Source organism: Roseateles sp. P5_E4 (assembly GCF_054049255.1).
Genome location: NZ_JBFUMS010000003.1, coordinates 355,477 through 370,983, shown reverse-complemented (window position 1 = coordinate 370,983; position 15,507 = coordinate 355,477). Strand labels below are relative to the sequence as shown.

The 15,507-nt window shown below is 68.5% G+C and carries 14 protein-coding genes; 6 read left to right on the top strand and 8 right to left on the bottom strand.

Annotated elements, in window-relative coordinates; genetic code table 11:
* Nucleotides 1–12 precede the first annotated feature (12 nt).
* The 6 genes from ACXJLH_RS08730 to ACXJLH_RS08705 all read right to left on the bottom strand — a co-directional run bounded on the left by ACXJLH_RS08730 (nucleotide 13) and on the right by ACXJLH_RS08705 (nucleotide 7,574).
* Nucleotides 13–2,685: a bifunctional acetate--CoA ligase family protein/GNAT family N-acetyltransferase gene (locus ACXJLH_RS08730; protein WP_056199666.1), complete on the bottom strand. Its 2,673-nt coding sequence runs from the start codon at nucleotides 2,683–2,685 to the stop codon at nucleotides 13–15.
* 72 nt (nucleotides 2,686–2,757) lie between these two features.
* Nucleotides 2,758–3,591: a universal stress protein gene (locus tag ACXJLH_RS08725; protein ID WP_457443467.1), complete on the bottom strand. Its 834-nt coding sequence runs from the start codon at nucleotides 3,589–3,591 to the stop codon at nucleotides 2,758–2,760.
* Between the two features lie 28 nt (nucleotides 3,592–3,619).
* A complete protein-coding gene (gene adhP / locus ACXJLH_RS08720; RefSeq protein WP_457443566.1) occupies nucleotides 3,620–4,633 on the bottom strand; it encodes an alcohol dehydrogenase AdhP in 1,014 nt (337 codons plus the stop codon).
* Nucleotides 4,633–6,021: an MBL fold metallo-hydrolase RNA specificity domain-containing protein gene (locus tag ACXJLH_RS08715; protein WP_457443465.1), complete on the bottom strand. Its 1,389-nt coding sequence runs from the start codon at nucleotides 6,019–6,021 to the stop codon at nucleotides 4,633–4,635. Before ACXJLH_RS08715 ends, adhP begins: the two co-directional genes overlap by 1 nt.
* 176 nt (nucleotides 6,022–6,197) lie before the next feature.
* A complete protein-coding gene (locus tag ACXJLH_RS08710) occupies nucleotides 6,198–6,968 on the bottom strand; it encodes a substrate-binding periplasmic protein (RefSeq protein WP_457322749.1) in 771 nt (256 codons plus the stop codon).
* A gap of 54 nt (nucleotides 6,969–7,022) precedes the next feature.
* Nucleotides 7,023–7,574: an NUDIX hydrolase gene (locus tag ACXJLH_RS08705; protein WP_457443463.1), complete on the bottom strand. Its 552-nt coding sequence runs from the start codon at nucleotides 7,572–7,574 to the stop codon at nucleotides 7,023–7,025.
* 33 nt (nucleotides 7,575–7,607) lie between these two features.
* Between ACXJLH_RS08705 and maiA the strand changes: the two genes are divergently transcribed.
* Nucleotides 7,608–8,243, top strand: a complete 636-nt coding sequence (maiA, locus tag ACXJLH_RS08700) for a maleylacetoacetate isomerase (protein WP_457443461.1) — start codon at nucleotides 7,608–7,610, stop codon at nucleotides 8,241–8,243.
* A 43-nt stretch (nucleotides 8,244–8,286) separates the two neighbouring features.
* Nucleotides 8,287–8,961, top strand: a complete 675-nt coding sequence (locus ACXJLH_RS08695; RefSeq protein ID WP_457349547.1) for a polyphenol oxidase family protein — start codon at nucleotides 8,287–8,289, stop codon at nucleotides 8,959–8,961.
* Here ACXJLH_RS08695 and ACXJLH_RS08690 read toward each other — a convergent pair.
* The gene (locus tag ACXJLH_RS08690) at nucleotides 8,881–9,147 is read right to left on the bottom strand and encodes a hypothetical protein (RefSeq protein WP_082532718.1); all 267 of its coding nucleotides are present in this window, start codon (nucleotides 9,145–9,147) and stop codon (nucleotides 8,881–8,883) included. The genes ACXJLH_RS08695 and ACXJLH_RS08690 overlap by 81 nt on opposite strands.
* Nucleotides 9,148–9,330: 183 nt before the next feature.
* Between ACXJLH_RS08690 and phaC the strand changes: the two genes are divergently transcribed.
* The 4 genes from phaC (at nucleotide 9,331) to ACXJLH_RS08670 (ending at nucleotide 15,059) form a co-directional block, all read left to right on the top strand.
* Nucleotides 9,331–10,941 (top strand): class I poly(R)-hydroxyalkanoic acid synthase, encoded by a 1,611-nt coding sequence (phaC, locus tag ACXJLH_RS08685; protein WP_457443564.1) that lies wholly within the window; start codon nucleotides 9,331–9,333, stop codon nucleotides 10,939–10,941.
* A 20-nt stretch (nucleotides 10,942–10,961) separates the two neighbouring features.
* Nucleotides 10,962–12,146, top strand: a complete 1,185-nt coding sequence (locus ACXJLH_RS08680) for an acetyl-CoA C-acetyltransferase (RefSeq protein ID WP_457443460.1) — start codon at nucleotides 10,962–10,964, stop codon at nucleotides 12,144–12,146.
* 31 nt (nucleotides 12,147–12,177) lie between these two features.
* On the top strand, nucleotides 12,178–12,915 hold the full coding sequence (phbB, locus tag ACXJLH_RS08675; protein WP_056198408.1) for an acetoacetyl-CoA reductase: 738 nt from the start codon (nucleotides 12,178–12,180) through the stop codon (nucleotides 12,913–12,915).
* 203 nt (nucleotides 12,916–13,118) lie between these two features.
* A complete protein-coding gene (locus tag ACXJLH_RS08670; RefSeq protein WP_457443458.1) occupies nucleotides 13,119–15,059 on the top strand; it encodes a methyl-accepting chemotaxis protein in 1,941 nt (646 codons plus the stop codon).
* Here ACXJLH_RS08670 and ACXJLH_RS08665 read toward each other — a convergent pair.
* The gene (locus ACXJLH_RS08665) at nucleotides 15,040–15,429 is read right to left on the bottom strand and encodes a hypothetical protein (RefSeq protein WP_457443456.1); all 390 of its coding nucleotides are present in this window, start codon (nucleotides 15,427–15,429) and stop codon (nucleotides 15,040–15,042) included. The two genes, ACXJLH_RS08670 and ACXJLH_RS08665, sit on opposite strands and share 20 nt — an antisense overlap.
* Between the last annotated feature and the right edge of the window lie 78 nt (nucleotides 15,430–15,507).

Here is a 15,507-nt window from a genome sequence, read left to right as displayed (position 1 = left end):
CTTGGCCCGTCGTCATGAGCCGTTGCAGCCCGAGGCTCGGCTGACGAGGACGATCTCCGACGGCTGGGCACCGCCCGGCCTGACGTCAAAACCCATGCGTTTGAGCAGGTTCAGCATCGCCCGGTTCTCGCGCAGCACGTGGCCGACGACGCGCTGCGTGCCGCGCGAGGCGGCGTAGTCCAGCAGGGCCTGCATCAGCAGGCGGCCGAGGCCCCGGCGCTGCAGGTCGCTGCGCACCAGCAGGCCGAACTCCGCCTCGACGTTGTCGGGATCGCGCACGAGACGGGCCACGCCGAGCGTGCGGGGGCCGCCAGCGGCCTGCTCATCGACGATGACGAGCGCCATCTCGCGCTCGTAGTCGATCTGCGTCATCCGGGCGAGGTCGTCATGCGTCAGCGCGTGCGGCGCCTGGAAGAAGCGCATGCGCAGGTCTTCGGGGCTGCAGGCCTGCAGGAACTCGCGATGCAAGGCCTCGTCCTCGGGCCGGATCGGTCGCATCAGCAGCGTGCTGCCTTGGCAGTGCAGAGTTCGCACCAGCTCTGCCGGGTAGGGGCGCACGGCGAAGCGCGCCATGCCGGAGGGTGCGGACGCCGACAGGCGCACGCGGGCATCCAGCGCGAGCACGCCGTGCTCGTCGGCCAGCAGCGGGTTGATGTCCAGCTCGGCCATTTCGGGCAGATCGGCCAGCATCTGCCCGACGGCGGTCAGCGCGTCGCACAAGGCGTCGATGTGGGCCGGCGGCCGCCCGCGATAGCCGGCCAGCAGCCGGGCCACCCGGGTGCGGTCGATCAGCTCGCGTGCCAGCGCGCGGTTCAACGGCGGCAGCGCCACGGCGCGGTCGCCCAGCACTTCCACTGCGATGCCGCCCTGGCCGAACAGCAGCACCGGGCCGAAGATCTGATCCACGTGCGCGCCGACGATGAGCTCCTGGGCGCGGGGCCGTTGCACCATGGCCTGCACGCTGAATCCCTCGATGTGGGCTTCCGGACGCGTGGCTTGCAGATGATCGAGCATCTCCTGTGCGGCCAGGCGCACGGCGGCTTCGCCGCGCAGGTCCAGGCGCACGCCACCGGCGTCCGACTTGTGCAGGATGGCCGGGGACACCACCTTCAGCACCACCGGCCCGTCGATGCGCTGGGCGGCCTCGGCGGCGGCCTGTGGCGAGGCTTCGGCGCGCAACGTCGGCACGACCGCGATGCCATAGGCAGCCAGCAGTGCCTTGGCATCGATCTCGTCCAGCCATTCACGGCCAGCGCCCAGCGCGGCGTCGATGATGGCGCGCGCCCGTGCCAGGTCCGGCTTGCCGTTCGCGCCGGCGCTTGGCGTTTGGCGTAGTGCCGTCTGGTTGCGCCGGTAGGTCTGCATCAGCGAGAACGCGCGCACGGCCTCCTCGGGCGTCTCGTAGCCCGCGATGCCGGCCTCTTCGAAAGCGCTGCGCGCCGGCGCCACCGTGTCACCGCCCAGCCAGCAGCTCAGCACACGGCCCCGGTGCTCGGCGATCAGTGGGGCGCATGCCCGGGCGATGGCTTCACTGGAGACGATGGCCGTCGGTGCGTGCACGAACAGCACCGCGCCCGCCTCGGGGGCGTCGAACAGGGCCTTGAGCGTGTCCACGTAGCGCTGCGCGGGCGCGTCGCCAATGATGTCGATCGGGTTGCCGTGCGACCAGTTGGCCGGCAGCACGGCGTTGAGCCGCTTCATCAGCGCCTCGCCCGGGCGCGCCAGCGTCACGCCCAGCGGCGCGGCGGCGTCGGCCACCATCACGCCCGCGCCGCCGCCATTGGTCATGACCATCAGCTCGCGGCTGTGGTTGTCACGAAAGCGCGCGAGCGTCTGCGCGGCGATGAAGAGATCCTTCAGCGTGTCCACGCGCAGCATGCCGGCGCGGCGGATGGCGGCGTCGAAGACGATGTCCTCGCCCGCCAGCGCGCCCGTGTGTGAGGCGGCGGCCTTCATGCCGGCCGGCGCCCGGCCGGCCTTGACGACGATGACGGGCTTGATGCGGGCCGCGGCACGCGCTGCCGACATGAACTTGCGTGGCGATGTGATGGATTCGATGTAGAGCAGGATGGCGCGCGTATGTCGGTCCGTGGCCAGATGGTCCAGCAGGTCGGCGAAGTCGACGTCGGCGTGCTCGCCCAGCGAGACGAGGTGCGAGAAGCCGATGCGCTCGGCGTTGGCCCAATCCAGCAGGGCCGTCAGCAATGCGCCCGACTGGGACACCAGCGCCAGTTCGCCGGGCAGCGCCTTCGCCTGGGTGAAGCTGGCGTTCAGCCCGAGGTGCGGGCTCAGCAGGCCGATGCAGTTGGGCCCCAGCAGGCGCAGCGTGTGCGGCCGGGCGGCGTCCAGCGCCGCCTGCTTCTGCGCTGGTGTGAGGCCCGCCGTCACGATGATGGCGGCCCGAGTGCCGCGCACACCCAGCTGCCCGACCAGCGGCGCGATGGTGTCCGGTGGCGTGCACAGCACGGCCAGGTCCGGCGTGAACGGCAGCTCGGCGACGCCGGCAAAGCAGGGCTGGCCGTCCAGCCTGTCCAGCCGCGGGTTCACGGCCGCCATCGGGCCCTTGAAGCCGCCGCTCAGCAGGTTGCGCCAGACGGTGGTGCCGACGCGGCCGGGCTTGTCGGAGGCGCCGAAGACGGCTACCGAGTCGGGCGTGAGCAGGCGATCGAGATGGCGCTGGGTCATGAGCGCATCCTCGCCACCGCCCGCAGCCCGGCCCTTGCGCTGGATCAAGCCAGCGCGGGATGCTGCGGGGGATCAATGCGACATCAGCACCGGCACGGTCATCGATGCCAGCAGCCTGCGGGAGACACCCCCGAACAGCCGCTCCGCCCAGCGGGCGTGGCCATAGGCACCCATGACGATCAGGTCCGCCCCGGTGTCGGATGCCGCATTCAGCAGAGCGTCGCCGATTGGCAGCGTCGTCACCTCCTCGCGCACGATGGCATCGACGCCCTGCAGCGCCAGCCATTGGCGCTGGCAGGCGAGGCGCTCGGCCGGGGCTTCGCCTTCAGCGTCTCGGCGCCAGTGCATCAGCCAGACGTTGTCGGCGCGGCGCAGCAGCGGCAGCGCGTCCGTCATCGCCCGCACCGACTCGCGGCTGCCGTCCCAGGCCAGCAGCACGCGGCGCGTGCGCAGGGGTTCGCGATGCGTGTAGGGGATCATCAGGACCGGACGCACGCAGCGCAGCAGCACCTGTTCCAGCGCGGCCGCGTGCTGGCGATGGTCGGGCAGCGACGGGTCGGGTTGGCTCATGATGAGCAGGTCCGTGCATTGCGAATGCCGTGCCAGCGATTGCGCCGCGGGCGTCTGGTCGGCGAGCGCCTCGAATGAGGGCAGCCCGGCAGCGCCGCAGCGTTGGTGGAAGTTTTGCGCGAGGGCCTGGGCCTGTGCGAGCAGGGTGGCACCCGCCTGGGCAACGAAGTCGTCCATCGCGGCGGCAGCCTGCAGCGCCTGCAGCTCGACCGTGGCGCTGGGCGCCAGGCCGATCAGGTGGGCTTCGAACTCCCTGGCCAGCGCGATGGCAATGCTGACGCGCGTCGGGTTGGCCGGGGTCGCATCCAGGGCAACCAGCAGGCTTCGATAGCTCATGGAAATCATCTCCTTGGGAAGGCGAAAGTCAGGCAAAGCTCAACACGGCCCGGCCGTCGATGCGCCCCGTGCGCAGGTCGTCGAAGATGCGGTTGATATCGTCCAGCCGGTGCGTGGTGGTGCTGGCGTGCACGACACCGTCCGCGGCGAACTGCAACGCTTCGTTCAGATCCTGGCGCGTGCCGACGATGGAGCCGCGCACGGTCTTGGCATTGAGGACGACGTCGAAGATGGGCAGCGCGAAGTCGCCGGGCGGCAGGCCGACCATGGACATGGTGCCGCGCTTGCGCAGCATGCCCAGCGCCTGGCTGAAGGACTGGCGCGAGACGGCGGTCACGAGGGCGCCGTGCACACCGCCCAGTTCGCGCTGCAGTGCGGCGGCCGGGTCCTCCTCGGCGGCGTTGATGCACAGCTCGGCGCCCAGCCGCTGGGCCAGTTGCAGCTTGGCCGAGTCGATGTCCACGGCTGCGACGTGAAAGCCCATCGCGCGTGCGTACTGGACGGCCAGGTGCCCGAGACCGCCGATGCCGACGACGGCCACCCATTGCCCCGGCCGGGCGTCCAGTACTTTCAGGCCCTTGTAGACCGTCACGCCGGCGCACAGGATGGGCGCGAGGGATTCGAAGGACAGGCCGTCGGGCAGATGGCCCACATAGGCCGGATCGGCCAGCACGTATTCGGCGAAGCTGCCGTTGACCGTGTAGCCAGTCATCTGCTGGTGATCGCACAGCGTCTCCCACCCCGTCAGGCAATGCTCGCAATGCCCGCAGGCAGTGTGCAGCCAGGGCACGCCCACGCGATCGCCTTCGCGGATGCCGCGCACACCCGCGCCGACGGCGGCGACATGGCCGACGCCCTCGTGGCCCGGAATGAAGGGCAGCGGTGGTTTGATCGGCCAGTCGCCGTCGGCGGCATGCAGGTCGGTATGGCAGACGCCGCAGGCGGCCACCTTGACGAGGACCTGCCCGGCGGGGACTTCGGGGATGGCCACTTCCTCCAGGCTGAGGGGCTCGCGGTAAGCGCGGACGACCGCAGCTTTCATCATGGGCATGGCAACTCCTTGGGCGGGACGGCGTCGAGGTATTCGGGTACCGAGGCCGGCCAGCCCAGGCCTTCCTCGATAGCCTGGCGCAGTGCGTCGGCGGCCTGGGGCTCGCCGTGGGTCACGTAGACGTGGCTGGGCGGGTGCGGCAGCGTTTGCAGCCAGGCCAGCAGCTGGGGTTGGTCGGCGTGCGAGGACATGCCGTCGATGGCGGCCACCTCGGCGCGCACGGGCACCCACTGGCCGTGCATGCGGATGCGGTCGGCGCCAGCCAGCAGGGTGGCGCCGCGCGTGCCGGCGGCCTGATGGCCGACGAAGACGATGCTGTTCCTGGCGTCGGGCGCCAGTGCCTCCAGGTGGTGCAGCACGCGGCCGCCCGTGGCCATGCCGCTGGCGGCGACGATGACGCTCGGATAGGTGGGACGGTTCAGCGCACGAGATTCCTCCTCCGTGCGGACGTAGCGCACCTTGTCGACGAGGTCGCGGCGCTCAGGCTCGGTCAGCCTGTGTTCATCGGCATGGACCTGCACCAGGCGCGTGACCTGCGTGGCCATGGGGCTGTTGAGGTAGATGGGCAGGTCGGCGATGCGCCCGGCGGCTTTCAGGCGCAGCAAGGTGTGCAGGATGGCCTGGGCCCGGCCGACGGCGAAGGCCGGGATCAGCGTCGTGCCGCCGCGGGCGGCGGTGCGCGAGATGACGTCGCAGAGCTGGTCTGCGCTGGGCGTTGGAGAGTGCCGCCGATCGCCGTAGGTGGACTCGATGACGACGATATCGGCCGCGGGCGCCGCGGCTGGCGGCAGCATGACGGTGTCGTCACTGCGGCCGAGGTCGCCCGAGAAGGTGATCGAGCTGGAAGCCGTTGCGAGGTGGACGCTGGCGGCGCCAATGATGTGGCCGGCATGGCTGAACGTTGCCGTCAGGCCGGGGACGGGTTCGAAGACTTGGCCGAAAGCGTGCCGGCGTACCTGCTTGAGGCTGTGCAGGGCCTGGGCCTCGGTGTACAGCGGCAGCGCCGGTGAATGCTTGCTGAAGCCGTGCCGGTTGGCGTAGCGGGCGTCCTCCTCCTGCAGCCGGCCCGAATCCGGCAACAGCACTGACAGCAGGTCGCTGGTGCCAGGCGTCGCGTGGATGGAGCCGCGAAAGCCCTCCGCCACCAGGCGGGGCAGGAAGCCGCTGTGATCGATATGGGCATGCGTCATCACCACGGCATCGATGGACGCTGCCGGCACCGGGAAGGGAGCCCAATTGCGCAGGCGCAACTGCTTCAGGCCCTGGAACAGCCCGCAGTCGACGAGCAATCGCCGGCCGGCGAATTCGACGAGGTAGCGGGAACCGGTCACGGTGCCGGTTGCGCCGAAGAAGCGCAGTCGAAGCTCGTCCGTGCTCATGGCCGGTATCCCAGCAGCCGGTACACCGGGCCGTGGCCCACAAGCAGGCGGAGTGCGGGTTCCACCGATCCGACATTGATGACCATGGTGGCCTCCTGACCTGTTGAAGTCAGGTCCAGCGTAGGCCGGCGCACTGCCGGTAGCCTTGCGCTGGATCAAGCCGCGCGTGAACGGCCCTAGCTGGGCGTGGACGGGCGCTCGACGCCCCAGCGCCGGTACAGCTCGATGGCCGAGCCGGTGCGCAACCACTGTTCGAAGGCCTGGTCGTAGCGTTGCGACAGGGCCTCACCGCCGGCGCTGCGTGCAAACGCCATGTGCCCGTGCAGCACGTCCAGCGGTGGCGAGCAGCGCGCGACGGCGTCAGCCAGGCTCAGGCGTTGCAGCACTGGCTGGCAGTTGCGGTCGTTCGCCGCGAACAGCTCGATGCGCCGCTTCATCAGCATCTGCAACCCGGCGTCGACGCTCTGCACCCAGGTCAACTGGTTCATGCCCGTCTTCATGCGCTCGAAGCGGCTGCCGTAGGCCCAGCCGCGCACAGCGGCCACGGGGGCCTGGGCCAGCTCGCCGAACTCACCCGTCCAGCGCGCCTCCTCGCCGCGGCGGGCGTACCAGACCATGGCGTCCGAGTAGAAGGAGCGCACGCTGAACAGCATGCGGGCCTCGCGTTCCGGCGTGCGGTAGGGGCCGATGAGGATGTCCGCCTCGCCCTGCTCCAGCATCAGCTGCGCGCGCGGCCAGGGCAGCCATTCGCAGCGTACGTTCTCGCCAAACAGCATGCCCAGCAGGTCCACCGCCAGGCCCTTGGGCGCCTGGCCCTCGGCGCCCTCGAAGATGCGCGCGAACTGCGAGCCCACCGCGCGCAGCGGTGTCGCGTGGGCCGGCCGCGCCAGCCCCAGCCCCGCCATCCAGCCCAACCCCGCCTTGCACCACACGCGCCGTGTCGTCATGGCTCATCCCTCCGTTGGAGACGCCGTTGATGATGCGCGCCGCGGAGGGTGAGATCAAGGAATGTCGATGTCGTGCAGCGCAAAGCCGCCACCCTGGCGGCGGTCTTCGAAAAAGCAACGCAGCGTCTCGCGTGTCGTCTTGAAGGCGATCTCGTCCCAGGGGATCTCGTCTTCGCTGAAGAGCCTGGCCTCCAGCGACTCCGGCCCCGGGTTGAACTCGGGCGAAAGCAGCTTGGCGCGGTAGAAGAGATGGACCTGGCCCACCCGCACGACATTGAGCACCGTGTACAGCGGCCCCATCTCGATGTCAGCGCCGGCTTCCTCCTGGGTCTCGCGCAGGGCGCCCTCGGCGGTCGTCTCGTTCAATTCCATGAAGCCGGCCGGCAGCGTCCACAAGCCATGCCGCGGCTCGATGGCGCGCCGGCACAGCAACACGCGGCCGTCCTCCCAGACCGGCAGCGTGCCCACCACGTTCAGCGGGTTCTGGTAGTGGATGGCGCCGCAGCCCGGGCAGACCGCGCGTTCGCGGTTGTCATCGGCGGGGATGCGGTATTCCACGGCGGTGCCGCAGTTCGGGCAGTGTCTGAGCGGGCTGGGAAAGGGCATGCGACCCAGTTTATGGCGAGCAGAATGACAGCCATGAAGCTCTACAACTACTTCCGCTCTTCCGCCTCGTGGCGCGTGCGCATCGGCCTGGCGATCAAGGGCCTGGACTACGACTACGCGGCCATCCACCTCGCAAAGAACGAGCAGTTCGCTGGCAGCTTCGCTGAGCAGCAGGTCTCCCACCTGGTGCCGGCGCTGGTGCTGGACGACGGCCCCTGGTTGAGCCAGTCCATGGCCATCCTGGAGTATCTGGAAGAGACCCATCCCGAGCCGCCCTTGCTGCCCAAGGGTGCCGTCGCGCGGGCCCAGGTGAGGGCGCTGGCCCAGGACATCGGTTGCGATATCCACCCGATCAACAATCTGCGCGTGCTGCGCTATCTGAAGAACGACCTCGGTCAGGAGCAGGCGATCGTCGACCGCTGGTACCGCCATTGGGTGGCGACGGGCCTGAGCATCGTCGAGCAGCGCCTGGCGGCCACGGCGGGGGAATACTGCTTTGGCGACACGCCGGGCCTTGCTGATTGCCTGCTCGTGCCCCAGATCTACAACGCCCAGCGCTTCGAATGCCCGCTGGACGACTTCCCGACCGTCATGCGCGTGAACGCCGCCTGCCTGGCCCTGCCGGCCTTTGCCAATACGCATCCCAGCGTCTGTCCCGATGCAGCCTGATCCGAACTGGCTGCGCCCGGATTGGCCGGGCGTGACGGCCTTCATGACCACTCGCGGTCCCAACTTCGGACGCAAGGCGGGCGACCCCGAACTGGCCAAGGCCAACCGCATCGGACTCGCCGAGGTGCTCGGCGCGCGGCCGGTCTTTCTCGATCAGGTCCATGGCGCCGACGTCGTGCGCCTGCGTGCCGGCTGGCACGATGACAACGCGCCCAAGGCTGATGCAGCCGTGTCGACCGACCCCGAGCTGGCCGTGGCCATCCTGGTCGCCGACTGCCTGCCGGTGCTGTTCTCGGCGCCGGGCGGTGTGGCCGGCGCGCACGCGGGCTGGCGCGGCCTGGCGGCTGGCGTGCTGGAGAACACGGTGGCCGAGCTTTGCGACGCCGCGAACTGCGAGCCGCATGAAGTGAAAGCCTGGCTGGGCGCCTGCATCGGCCCCGCGGCCTTCGAGGTGGGCCCAGAGGTCGTCGCCGCCTTTGGGCGTGAGCCCATCGAGTGCGACCAGCCCGGCTTCGTCTACCGGCCCAACCCCGAGCCTCGCTGGCGCGCTGATCTGCCCCTGTTGGCTCGCGAAAGATTGATCTCGGTCAATATCACCCAAATCAGCGGCGGCACCTGGTGCACCCTGACCGATGATTCACTTTTCTTCTCGTTCCGGGGCGAGGCCGTCGGCCGGCCCCGCGGCCGGATGGCCGCCTGCATCTCCTTGCGCGGCTAGCTCGGCAGCACGCCGCCGACGCTTGCGGCCGGGCGTGCCGAGGATGTAGAGCAGCAGGCCCAGTGGAAGGACGCCGTAGAGCATCAGCGTGACGAAGGCACCGAACAGCGAGCCCTGAGGGCTGATCGCTTCTGCTGCCGCCATCATCAGCGCGACGTAGGCCCACGCGATGGCAACGAGGTACATGATGGGGGTGTCATTGGCGCGTCAGTGCGCAAGAGTACAAACAGGGTCTGCGAGATGTGGCAAGCTTATTGCAACGGATCGAGACAACACCGCTGACGCGGGAGCTCCGAGGAAGACATGGCCACACGCAAGAAGAACGACGCCCCGCCCGCTATGGAGGGGCCGGCTGTATTCGCGGACCTGATGCAGCAGATGGCGCATCTGCCGCAGATCTCACCCACCGCACTGGCCGAATTGCAGGCCGATTATCTGAAGCAGGCCACGGCGTTGTGGAACACGTCGCTGGGGCAGGGCGAGGCTCCGGCCATCGGCGACCGCCGCTTCGCCGCGCCCGAATGGCGGAGCAACCCGGCCGCCAGCTTCATGACCCAGCTCTACCTGCTCAACAGCCAGACGCTGGGCCGGATGGCCTCGGCCATCGAGGCGGACGACAAGACCAAGGCGCGCATCCGTTTCGCCGTGCAGCAGTTCGTCGATGCCGTGTCGCCCAGCAATTACCTGGCGTTGAACCCCGAGGCGCAGAAGCTGGCGCTGGACAGCCAGGGCGAGACGCTGACCCGTGGCCTGCAGCAACTGTGGGGCGACGTGCAGCGCGGCCATGTGTCGCAGACGGACGAGAGCGCCTTCGAGGTCGGCAAGAACGTGGCCACCACGGCCGGCAGCATCGTTTTCGAGAACGAGCTGTTCCAGCTCATCGAATACGCGCCGCTGACGAAGGAAGTGCACACGCGACCCTTCCTGCTGGTGCCGCCCTGCATCAACAAGTTCTACATCCTGGACCTGCAGCCGGACAACTCGCTGATCCGCTACGCCGTCTCCGAAGGCCATCGCGTCTTCGTCGTCAGTTGGCGCAACCCGGATGAATCCATCAAGCAGCTGGGCTGGGACGACTACATCGAGACCGGCGCCATCGAAGCCATCCGCGTCGCGCAGGAGATCTCGGGCCAGGACAAGATCAACACCTTGGGCTTCTGCGTCGGCGGCACCATCCTCGCTACGGCCCTGGGCGTACTGGCCGCGCGCGGCGAACAGCCGGCCGCCAGCGTGACGCTGCTGACCACACTGCTGGACTTTGCCGACAACGGCATCCTCGACATCTTTGTCGACGAAGCCATGGTGAGGCTGCGCGAGGCGACGCTGGGCCCCGAGTCGCCCAAGGGCCCGCAACTGTTGCACGGCCAGGAGCTGGCCACGACCTTCAGCTTCCTGCGCCCCAACGACCTGGTCTGGAACTACGTCGTCGGCAACTACCTGAAGGGCGAGCAGCCGCCGCCCTTTGACCTGCTGTACTGGAACGGCGACTCGACCAATCTGCCCGGGCCGATGTACTGCTGGTATCTGCGCCACACCTACTTGCAAAACGAGTTGAAGCAGCCAGGCAAGCTGACGGTCTGCGGCGAGAAGCTGGACCTCGGCGCCATCGAGGCGCCGGTCTACATCTACGGCTCGCGCGAGGACCATATCGTGCCTTGGACCAGCGCCTACCGCAGCACCCAGATCCTCAAGGGCAAGAAGCGCTTCGTGCTGGGTGCGTCGGGTCATATCGCCGGCGTCATCAACCCGCCCGCCAAGGGCAAGCGCAGCCACTGGATTGCCAAGGGAGCAGCCCTGCCGGCCGACCCCGAGGCCTGGTTGGCCAGTGCCGCCGAACACCCCGGCAGCTGGTGGCCGGACTGGTCCGCCTGGCTGGCCTTGCATGCCGGCGCCAAAAAGCCCGCGCCCAAAGAGCCGGGCAACCGCAAGTTCAAGGCGATCGAGCCCGCGCCCGGTCGCTATGTGAAGGTCAAGGCCTGATCGTTTTTAAGGAGACATCCATGAGCAAAGAAGACATCGTCATCGTCGCCGCCGCACGCACGGCCATCGGCAAGTTCGGCGGCACGCTCGCCAAGACGCCCGCCACCGAGCTGGGCGCTGCCGTCATCCAGGACCTGCTGCGTCGCACCGGCCTGGCCGGCGACCAGATCAACGAGGTCATCCTCGGCCAGGTGCTGACCGCTGGCGTCGGCCAGAACCCGGCGCGCCAGTCCGTCATCAAGTCCGGCCTGCCCAACGTCGTGCCAGCCATGACGATCAACAAGGTCTGCGGCTCGGGCCTCAAGGCCGTGATGCTGGCGGCTCAGGCCATCCGCGATGGCGACAGCGACATCATCATCGCCGGCGGCCAGGAGAGCATGAGCATGAGCCCCCACGTGCTCAACGGCTCGCGCGATGGCCAGCGCATGGGCGACTGGAAGATGGTCGACACCATGATCGTCGACGGCCTGTGGGACGTGTACAACCAGTACCACATGGGCATCACGGCCGAGAACGTGGCCAAGAAGTACGGCATCACGCGCGAGCAGCAGGATGCGCTCGCACTGGGCAGCCAGCAGAAGGCCGCCGCGGCCCAGGACGCGGGCCGCTTCAAGGACGAAATCGTGCCGTTCAGCATCGCGCAGAAGAAGGGCGATCCGATCGTCTTCGCCGCCGACGAGTTCATCAACCGCAAGAGCAACGCCGAAGCCCTGGCTGGCCTGCGCCCCGCCTTCGACAAGGCCGGCAGCGTGACCGCAGGCAATGCCTCGGGCCTGAACGATGGCGCCGCCGGCGTTGTCGTCATGACGGCCGCCAAGGCTGCGGCCCTGGGCCTGACGCCGCTGGCGCGCATTGCTTCCTACGCCTCGGCCGGCCTGGACCCTGCGCTGATGGGCATGGGCCCCGTGCCCGCGGCCCGCAAGGCGCTGGAGCGCGCCGGCTGGAAGCCCGCCGACCTCGACTTGCTGGAAATCAACGAAGCCTTCGCCGCCCAGGCCTGTGCCGTGCACAACGAGATGGGCTGGGACATGAGCAAGGTCAACGTCAACGGCGGCGCGATTGCGCTGGGCCACCCCATCGGCGCCAGCGGCTGCCGCGTGCTCGTCACGCTGCTGCACGAGATGATCAAGCGCGATGCCAAGAAGGGCATCGCCTCGCTGTGCATCGGCGGCGGCATGGGTGTCGCACTCACCGTCGAACGTTGATACCCTCACCCAATCACAACAGGAGACATCCATGAGCAAAAAAGTTGCCTACGTCACGGGCGGTATGGGCGGCATCGGTACCGCCATCTGCCAGCGCCTGCACAAGGAAGGCTTCAAGGTCATCGCCGGCTGCGGTCCGAGCCGCGACTTCAAGAAATGGCTCGATGAACAGAAGGCGCTCGACTACGACTTCTACGCCTCCGTCGGCAACGTGGCCGACTGGGACTCCACCGTTGAGGCTTTCTCCAAGGCCATCGGTGAGCATGGTGCCATCGACGTGCTGGTCAACAACGCCGGCATCACCAAGGACCGCATGTTCCTGAAGATGACGCCGGACGACTGGCATGCCGTCATCGACACCAACCTGAACAGCATGTTCAACGTGACCAAGCAGGTCGTGCCGGGCATGGTGGAAAAGGGCTGGGGCCGCATCATCCAGATCAGCTCGGTCAACGGCGAAAAGGGCCAGGCCGGCCAGACCAACTACTCGGCCGCCAAGGCCGGCATGCACGGCTTCACGATGGCGCTGGCGCAGGAGCTGGCGTCCAAGGGCGTGACGGTCAACACCGTCAGCCCTGGCTATATCGGCACCGACATGGTCCGCGCGATCAAGCCCGAGGTGCTGGAGAAGATCGTGGCGACGATTCCCGTCAAGCGCCTGGGTACGCCCGAGGAGATCGGTTCCATCGTCGCCTGGCTGGCCAGCGGGGATTCGGGCTTCTCGACCGGCGCTGACTTCTCCTGCAACGGCGGCATGCACATGGGGTGAGAGCCGGGCGGCTCCCATCTGCAAAGCCGGCGCCAGCCGGCTTTTTGTTGCTTGCACCGCATTGGGGCGACACGGCAACAATTCCACGCTTGCCCGCGCAACGACCTGCGGTTGTGAACTTATCCCCTGAATCGGGAAGGCGGCCTGACTACATTCCGGCATCTGTGCCAAGCAACTGGCGCATTAGCAATGGGAAGAGCCGGATGAACCTTGTCTTTCTGCCCGCCGTGAGCCTGATGCGCCGCCTGCCGATGGCGCACAAGTTCTTCATCGTCTGCCTGTGCTTTGCGATTCCGCTGGTCTACCTGCTGGTGGCGCTGGCGGGCGATCGCTCGGACGCCCGTGACTTCTCGGCCAAGGAACTGGTCGGTGTTGCCCAGGTGCGCCAGGTCAGTGGGCTGCTGAACGCGGCCATGGTGCTGCGCGGGGCCTCCATCGGCGTGAGCGCCAAGATGCCCGGCGCCGAGGCCAGGCGCGAAGAGGCCCTGGGCAAGTTCGAGACCCAGGCCCAGGCGCTGGAACGCGAGATCGCAACCGACAAGGACCCACTCAAGCTCGCTTCAGGCCTGGCCGCTGCGCGCGCCAAGGCCAAGGCCCTGGTCGCTCTCGGTGCGGCCGAACCCGAGTCGGTCGTCGTGGCCAGCTTTGCGCTGACCGACGCGGTGCAGTCCCTCGTCGAGCAGGCCTCGTCCGAGTCCAACCTGGCCCTGGACCCTGACGCGGATACCTACTACCTGATGCTGAGCGTCACCGATGCCTTGCCACGGCTGCGGGATGCTGTCGGCCGCATGCGCGCCCTCGGCGCCGCCGCTGCTCAAATGGGCTCGCCGCCCGCTGGCGTGCTGCAGCGCCTGCACCAGGCCGACACGGTGACCGAGGAATACCTGACGCGCCTGACCGCCGCACTGAACCGGGTTGCGGCGGCCAATCCCGAGGCCGTGAAAGACCTGGACGTGCAGCTCGTGGACCGGATCCGCAAGGACTTTCGCGAGAAGTTCGCTCAGGGCTTTGTGCTGGGCGAGCCGCCCAAGGTCGATGCGGCCGAGTGGTTCGCGCTGGGCACGGCGCAGATTGCCGCGTGCGACAAATTGGAGCGCGCCGCGGAGGCGAAGCTGGCCGAACTCGTCACCGCGCGGGTCCAGCGCCTGACGCGTGACCTGTGGACAGCCATGATCCTGGCCATCAGCTTTGTCACCATTGCCGCCTATGCGCTGGTGAGTTATTACCTGGCGTCGCGCAGCAGCTGCGCCGTGCTGGGCCGCCGCATCGAGGCCCTGGGCGCCGGCGATCTCAGCGAGGCACCCGCCCTGGACGGCCGCGACGAGGTCGTGCTGGCGACGAATGCCTTGCGCGAGGCCACGCTGCGCCTGAGTGGCCTGGTGCATGAGGTGCGCGCCGGCGCCGAGCACATCTCCACGTCGGCCACGCAGATCTCGGGCGCCAACCAGGACCTCTCGGCGCGCGGCAATGCGATGGCTTCGGTCGTCGAGCAGACCAGCGCCAGCACCGGCGTGCTGGAACAGACGGTCGACCACAACATGAACAGTGCCCGCGAGGCCCATGACCTGGTGCAGGGCGCGGCCGAGCTGGCTGGGCGCGGCGGCGCCATCGTGCAGCGCGCGGTGAACTCCATGGAGGAGATCACCGCGAGCTCGCGCAAGATCGGCGACATCATCCAGGTCATCGACTCCATCGCCTTCCAGACCAACATCCTGGCGCTGAACGCCGCCGTCGAGGCCGCCCGCGCGGGCGAGCAGGGCCGCGGCTTCGCGGTTGTGGCGAGCGAGGTGCGCTCGCTGGCCCAGCGGTCGGCCGAAGCCGCGCGCGAGATCAAGACGCTGATCAACTCCTCCATCGAGACCGTCCACCAGGGCGAGGCCTATGTGGCCCAGGCTGGTGGCTCCATGGGCGAGATCGTGCAGGCCATCCACCGCGTGGCCGCCATCGTGGGCGACATCAGCAGCCAGTCTTCCTCCCAGGCCGACCAGGTCCGCCAGCTCGCGGCTGCCATTCGCGAGGTGGATTCGACGACGCAGCAGAACGCCGCCCTCGTCGAGGAGACGGCGGCTTCGGCGTCGATGCTGGAAGACCGTGCCGGTCAGCTGCGCGAGGCGGCGGCGAGGTTCAGGACAGCGATGGCTTGATCGCGACCCGGCGTCGCTGCCAGTGGTCCACTGCGTCCACGACTGCTTCCCAGGCGCGGCGGTCGTAGGTGACCGCGGCGAAGAGGTTGTCCGCGCTGGGTTGCTGGCGGACTGCGGTGAGGGCGAGCCGCTCCAGCGGCTCACGCGCCGCCGCGACGCAGCCCGCCAGATCGGCGAATCCCGCGCCGACCCTGTGAAACAGCACCGCGCGGCGCAACTCGGTGGCCTTCAACGAAGGTGACTCGAGCACCCTCAGGAAGATTCGCGCCTGGCCTTCGCCCCGCAATTCGACGCAGAACTCCCTGCGCCAGCCGGTCAAGGCCTGCTCCGCCGTCAACTCGGGCTGGAGGTCATCGATCTGTAGTGTCATCGGCTGCAGTCTGGGGCATCGGGCGGGCGCGCAAGGCGTTCATGTATCTCGATGCTTCCTTGCGGCGCTGGCCGATGC

Excerpts from the sequence above, each read along its gene's own strand:
- adhP (WP_457443566.1), bottom strand. The coding sequence starts at position 4,633 with ATGAAAGCTGCGGTCGTCCGCGCTTACCGCGAGCCCCTCAGCCTGGAG.
- ACXJLH_RS08725 (WP_457443467.1), bottom strand. The coding sequence starts at position 3,591 with ATGAGCTATCGAAGCCTGCTGGTTGCCCTGGATGCGACCCCGGCCAAC.
- ACXJLH_RS08715 (WP_457443465.1), bottom strand. The coding sequence starts at position 6,021 with ATGAGCACGGACGAGCTTCGACTGCGCTTCTTCGGCGCAACCGGCACC.
- phbB (WP_056198408.1), top strand. The coding sequence starts at position 12,178 with ATGAGCAAAAAAGTTGCCTACGTCACGGGCGGTATGGGCGGCATCGGT.
- ACXJLH_RS08670 (WP_457443458.1), top strand. The coding sequence starts at position 13,119 with ATGAACCTTGTCTTTCTGCCCGCCGTGAGCCTGATGCGCCGCCTGCCG.
- ACXJLH_RS08710 (WP_457322749.1), bottom strand. The coding sequence starts at position 6,968 with ATGACGACACGGCGCGTGTGGTGCAAGGCGGGGTTGGGCTGGATGGCG.
- ACXJLH_RS08680 (WP_457443460.1), top strand. The coding sequence starts at position 10,962 with ATGAGCAAAGAAGACATCGTCATCGTCGCCGCCGCACGCACGGCCATC.
- ACXJLH_RS08690 (WP_082532718.1), bottom strand. The coding sequence starts at position 9,147 with ATGTACCTCGTTGCCATCGCGTGGGCCTACGTCGCGCTGATGATGGCG.
- ACXJLH_RS08730 (WP_056199666.1), bottom strand. The coding sequence starts at position 2,685 with ATGACCCAGCGCCATCTCGATCGCCTGCTCACGCCCGACTCGGTAGCC.
- maiA (WP_457443461.1), top strand. The coding sequence starts at position 7,608 with ATGAAGCTCTACAACTACTTCCGCTCTTCCGCCTCGTGGCGCGTGCGC.
- ACXJLH_RS08705 (WP_457443463.1), bottom strand. The coding sequence starts at position 7,574 with ATGCCCTTTCCCAGCCCGCTCAGACACTGCCCGAACTGCGGCACCGCC.
- phaC (WP_457443564.1), top strand. The coding sequence starts at position 9,331 with ATGCAGCAGATGGCGCATCTGCCGCAGATCTCACCCACCGCACTGGCC.
- ACXJLH_RS08695 (WP_457349547.1), top strand. The coding sequence starts at position 8,287 with ATGACCACTCGCGGTCCCAACTTCGGACGCAAGGCGGGCGACCCCGAA.
- ACXJLH_RS08665 (WP_457443456.1), bottom strand. The coding sequence starts at position 15,429 with ATGACACTACAGATCGATGACCTCCAGCCCGAGTTGACGGCGGAGCAG.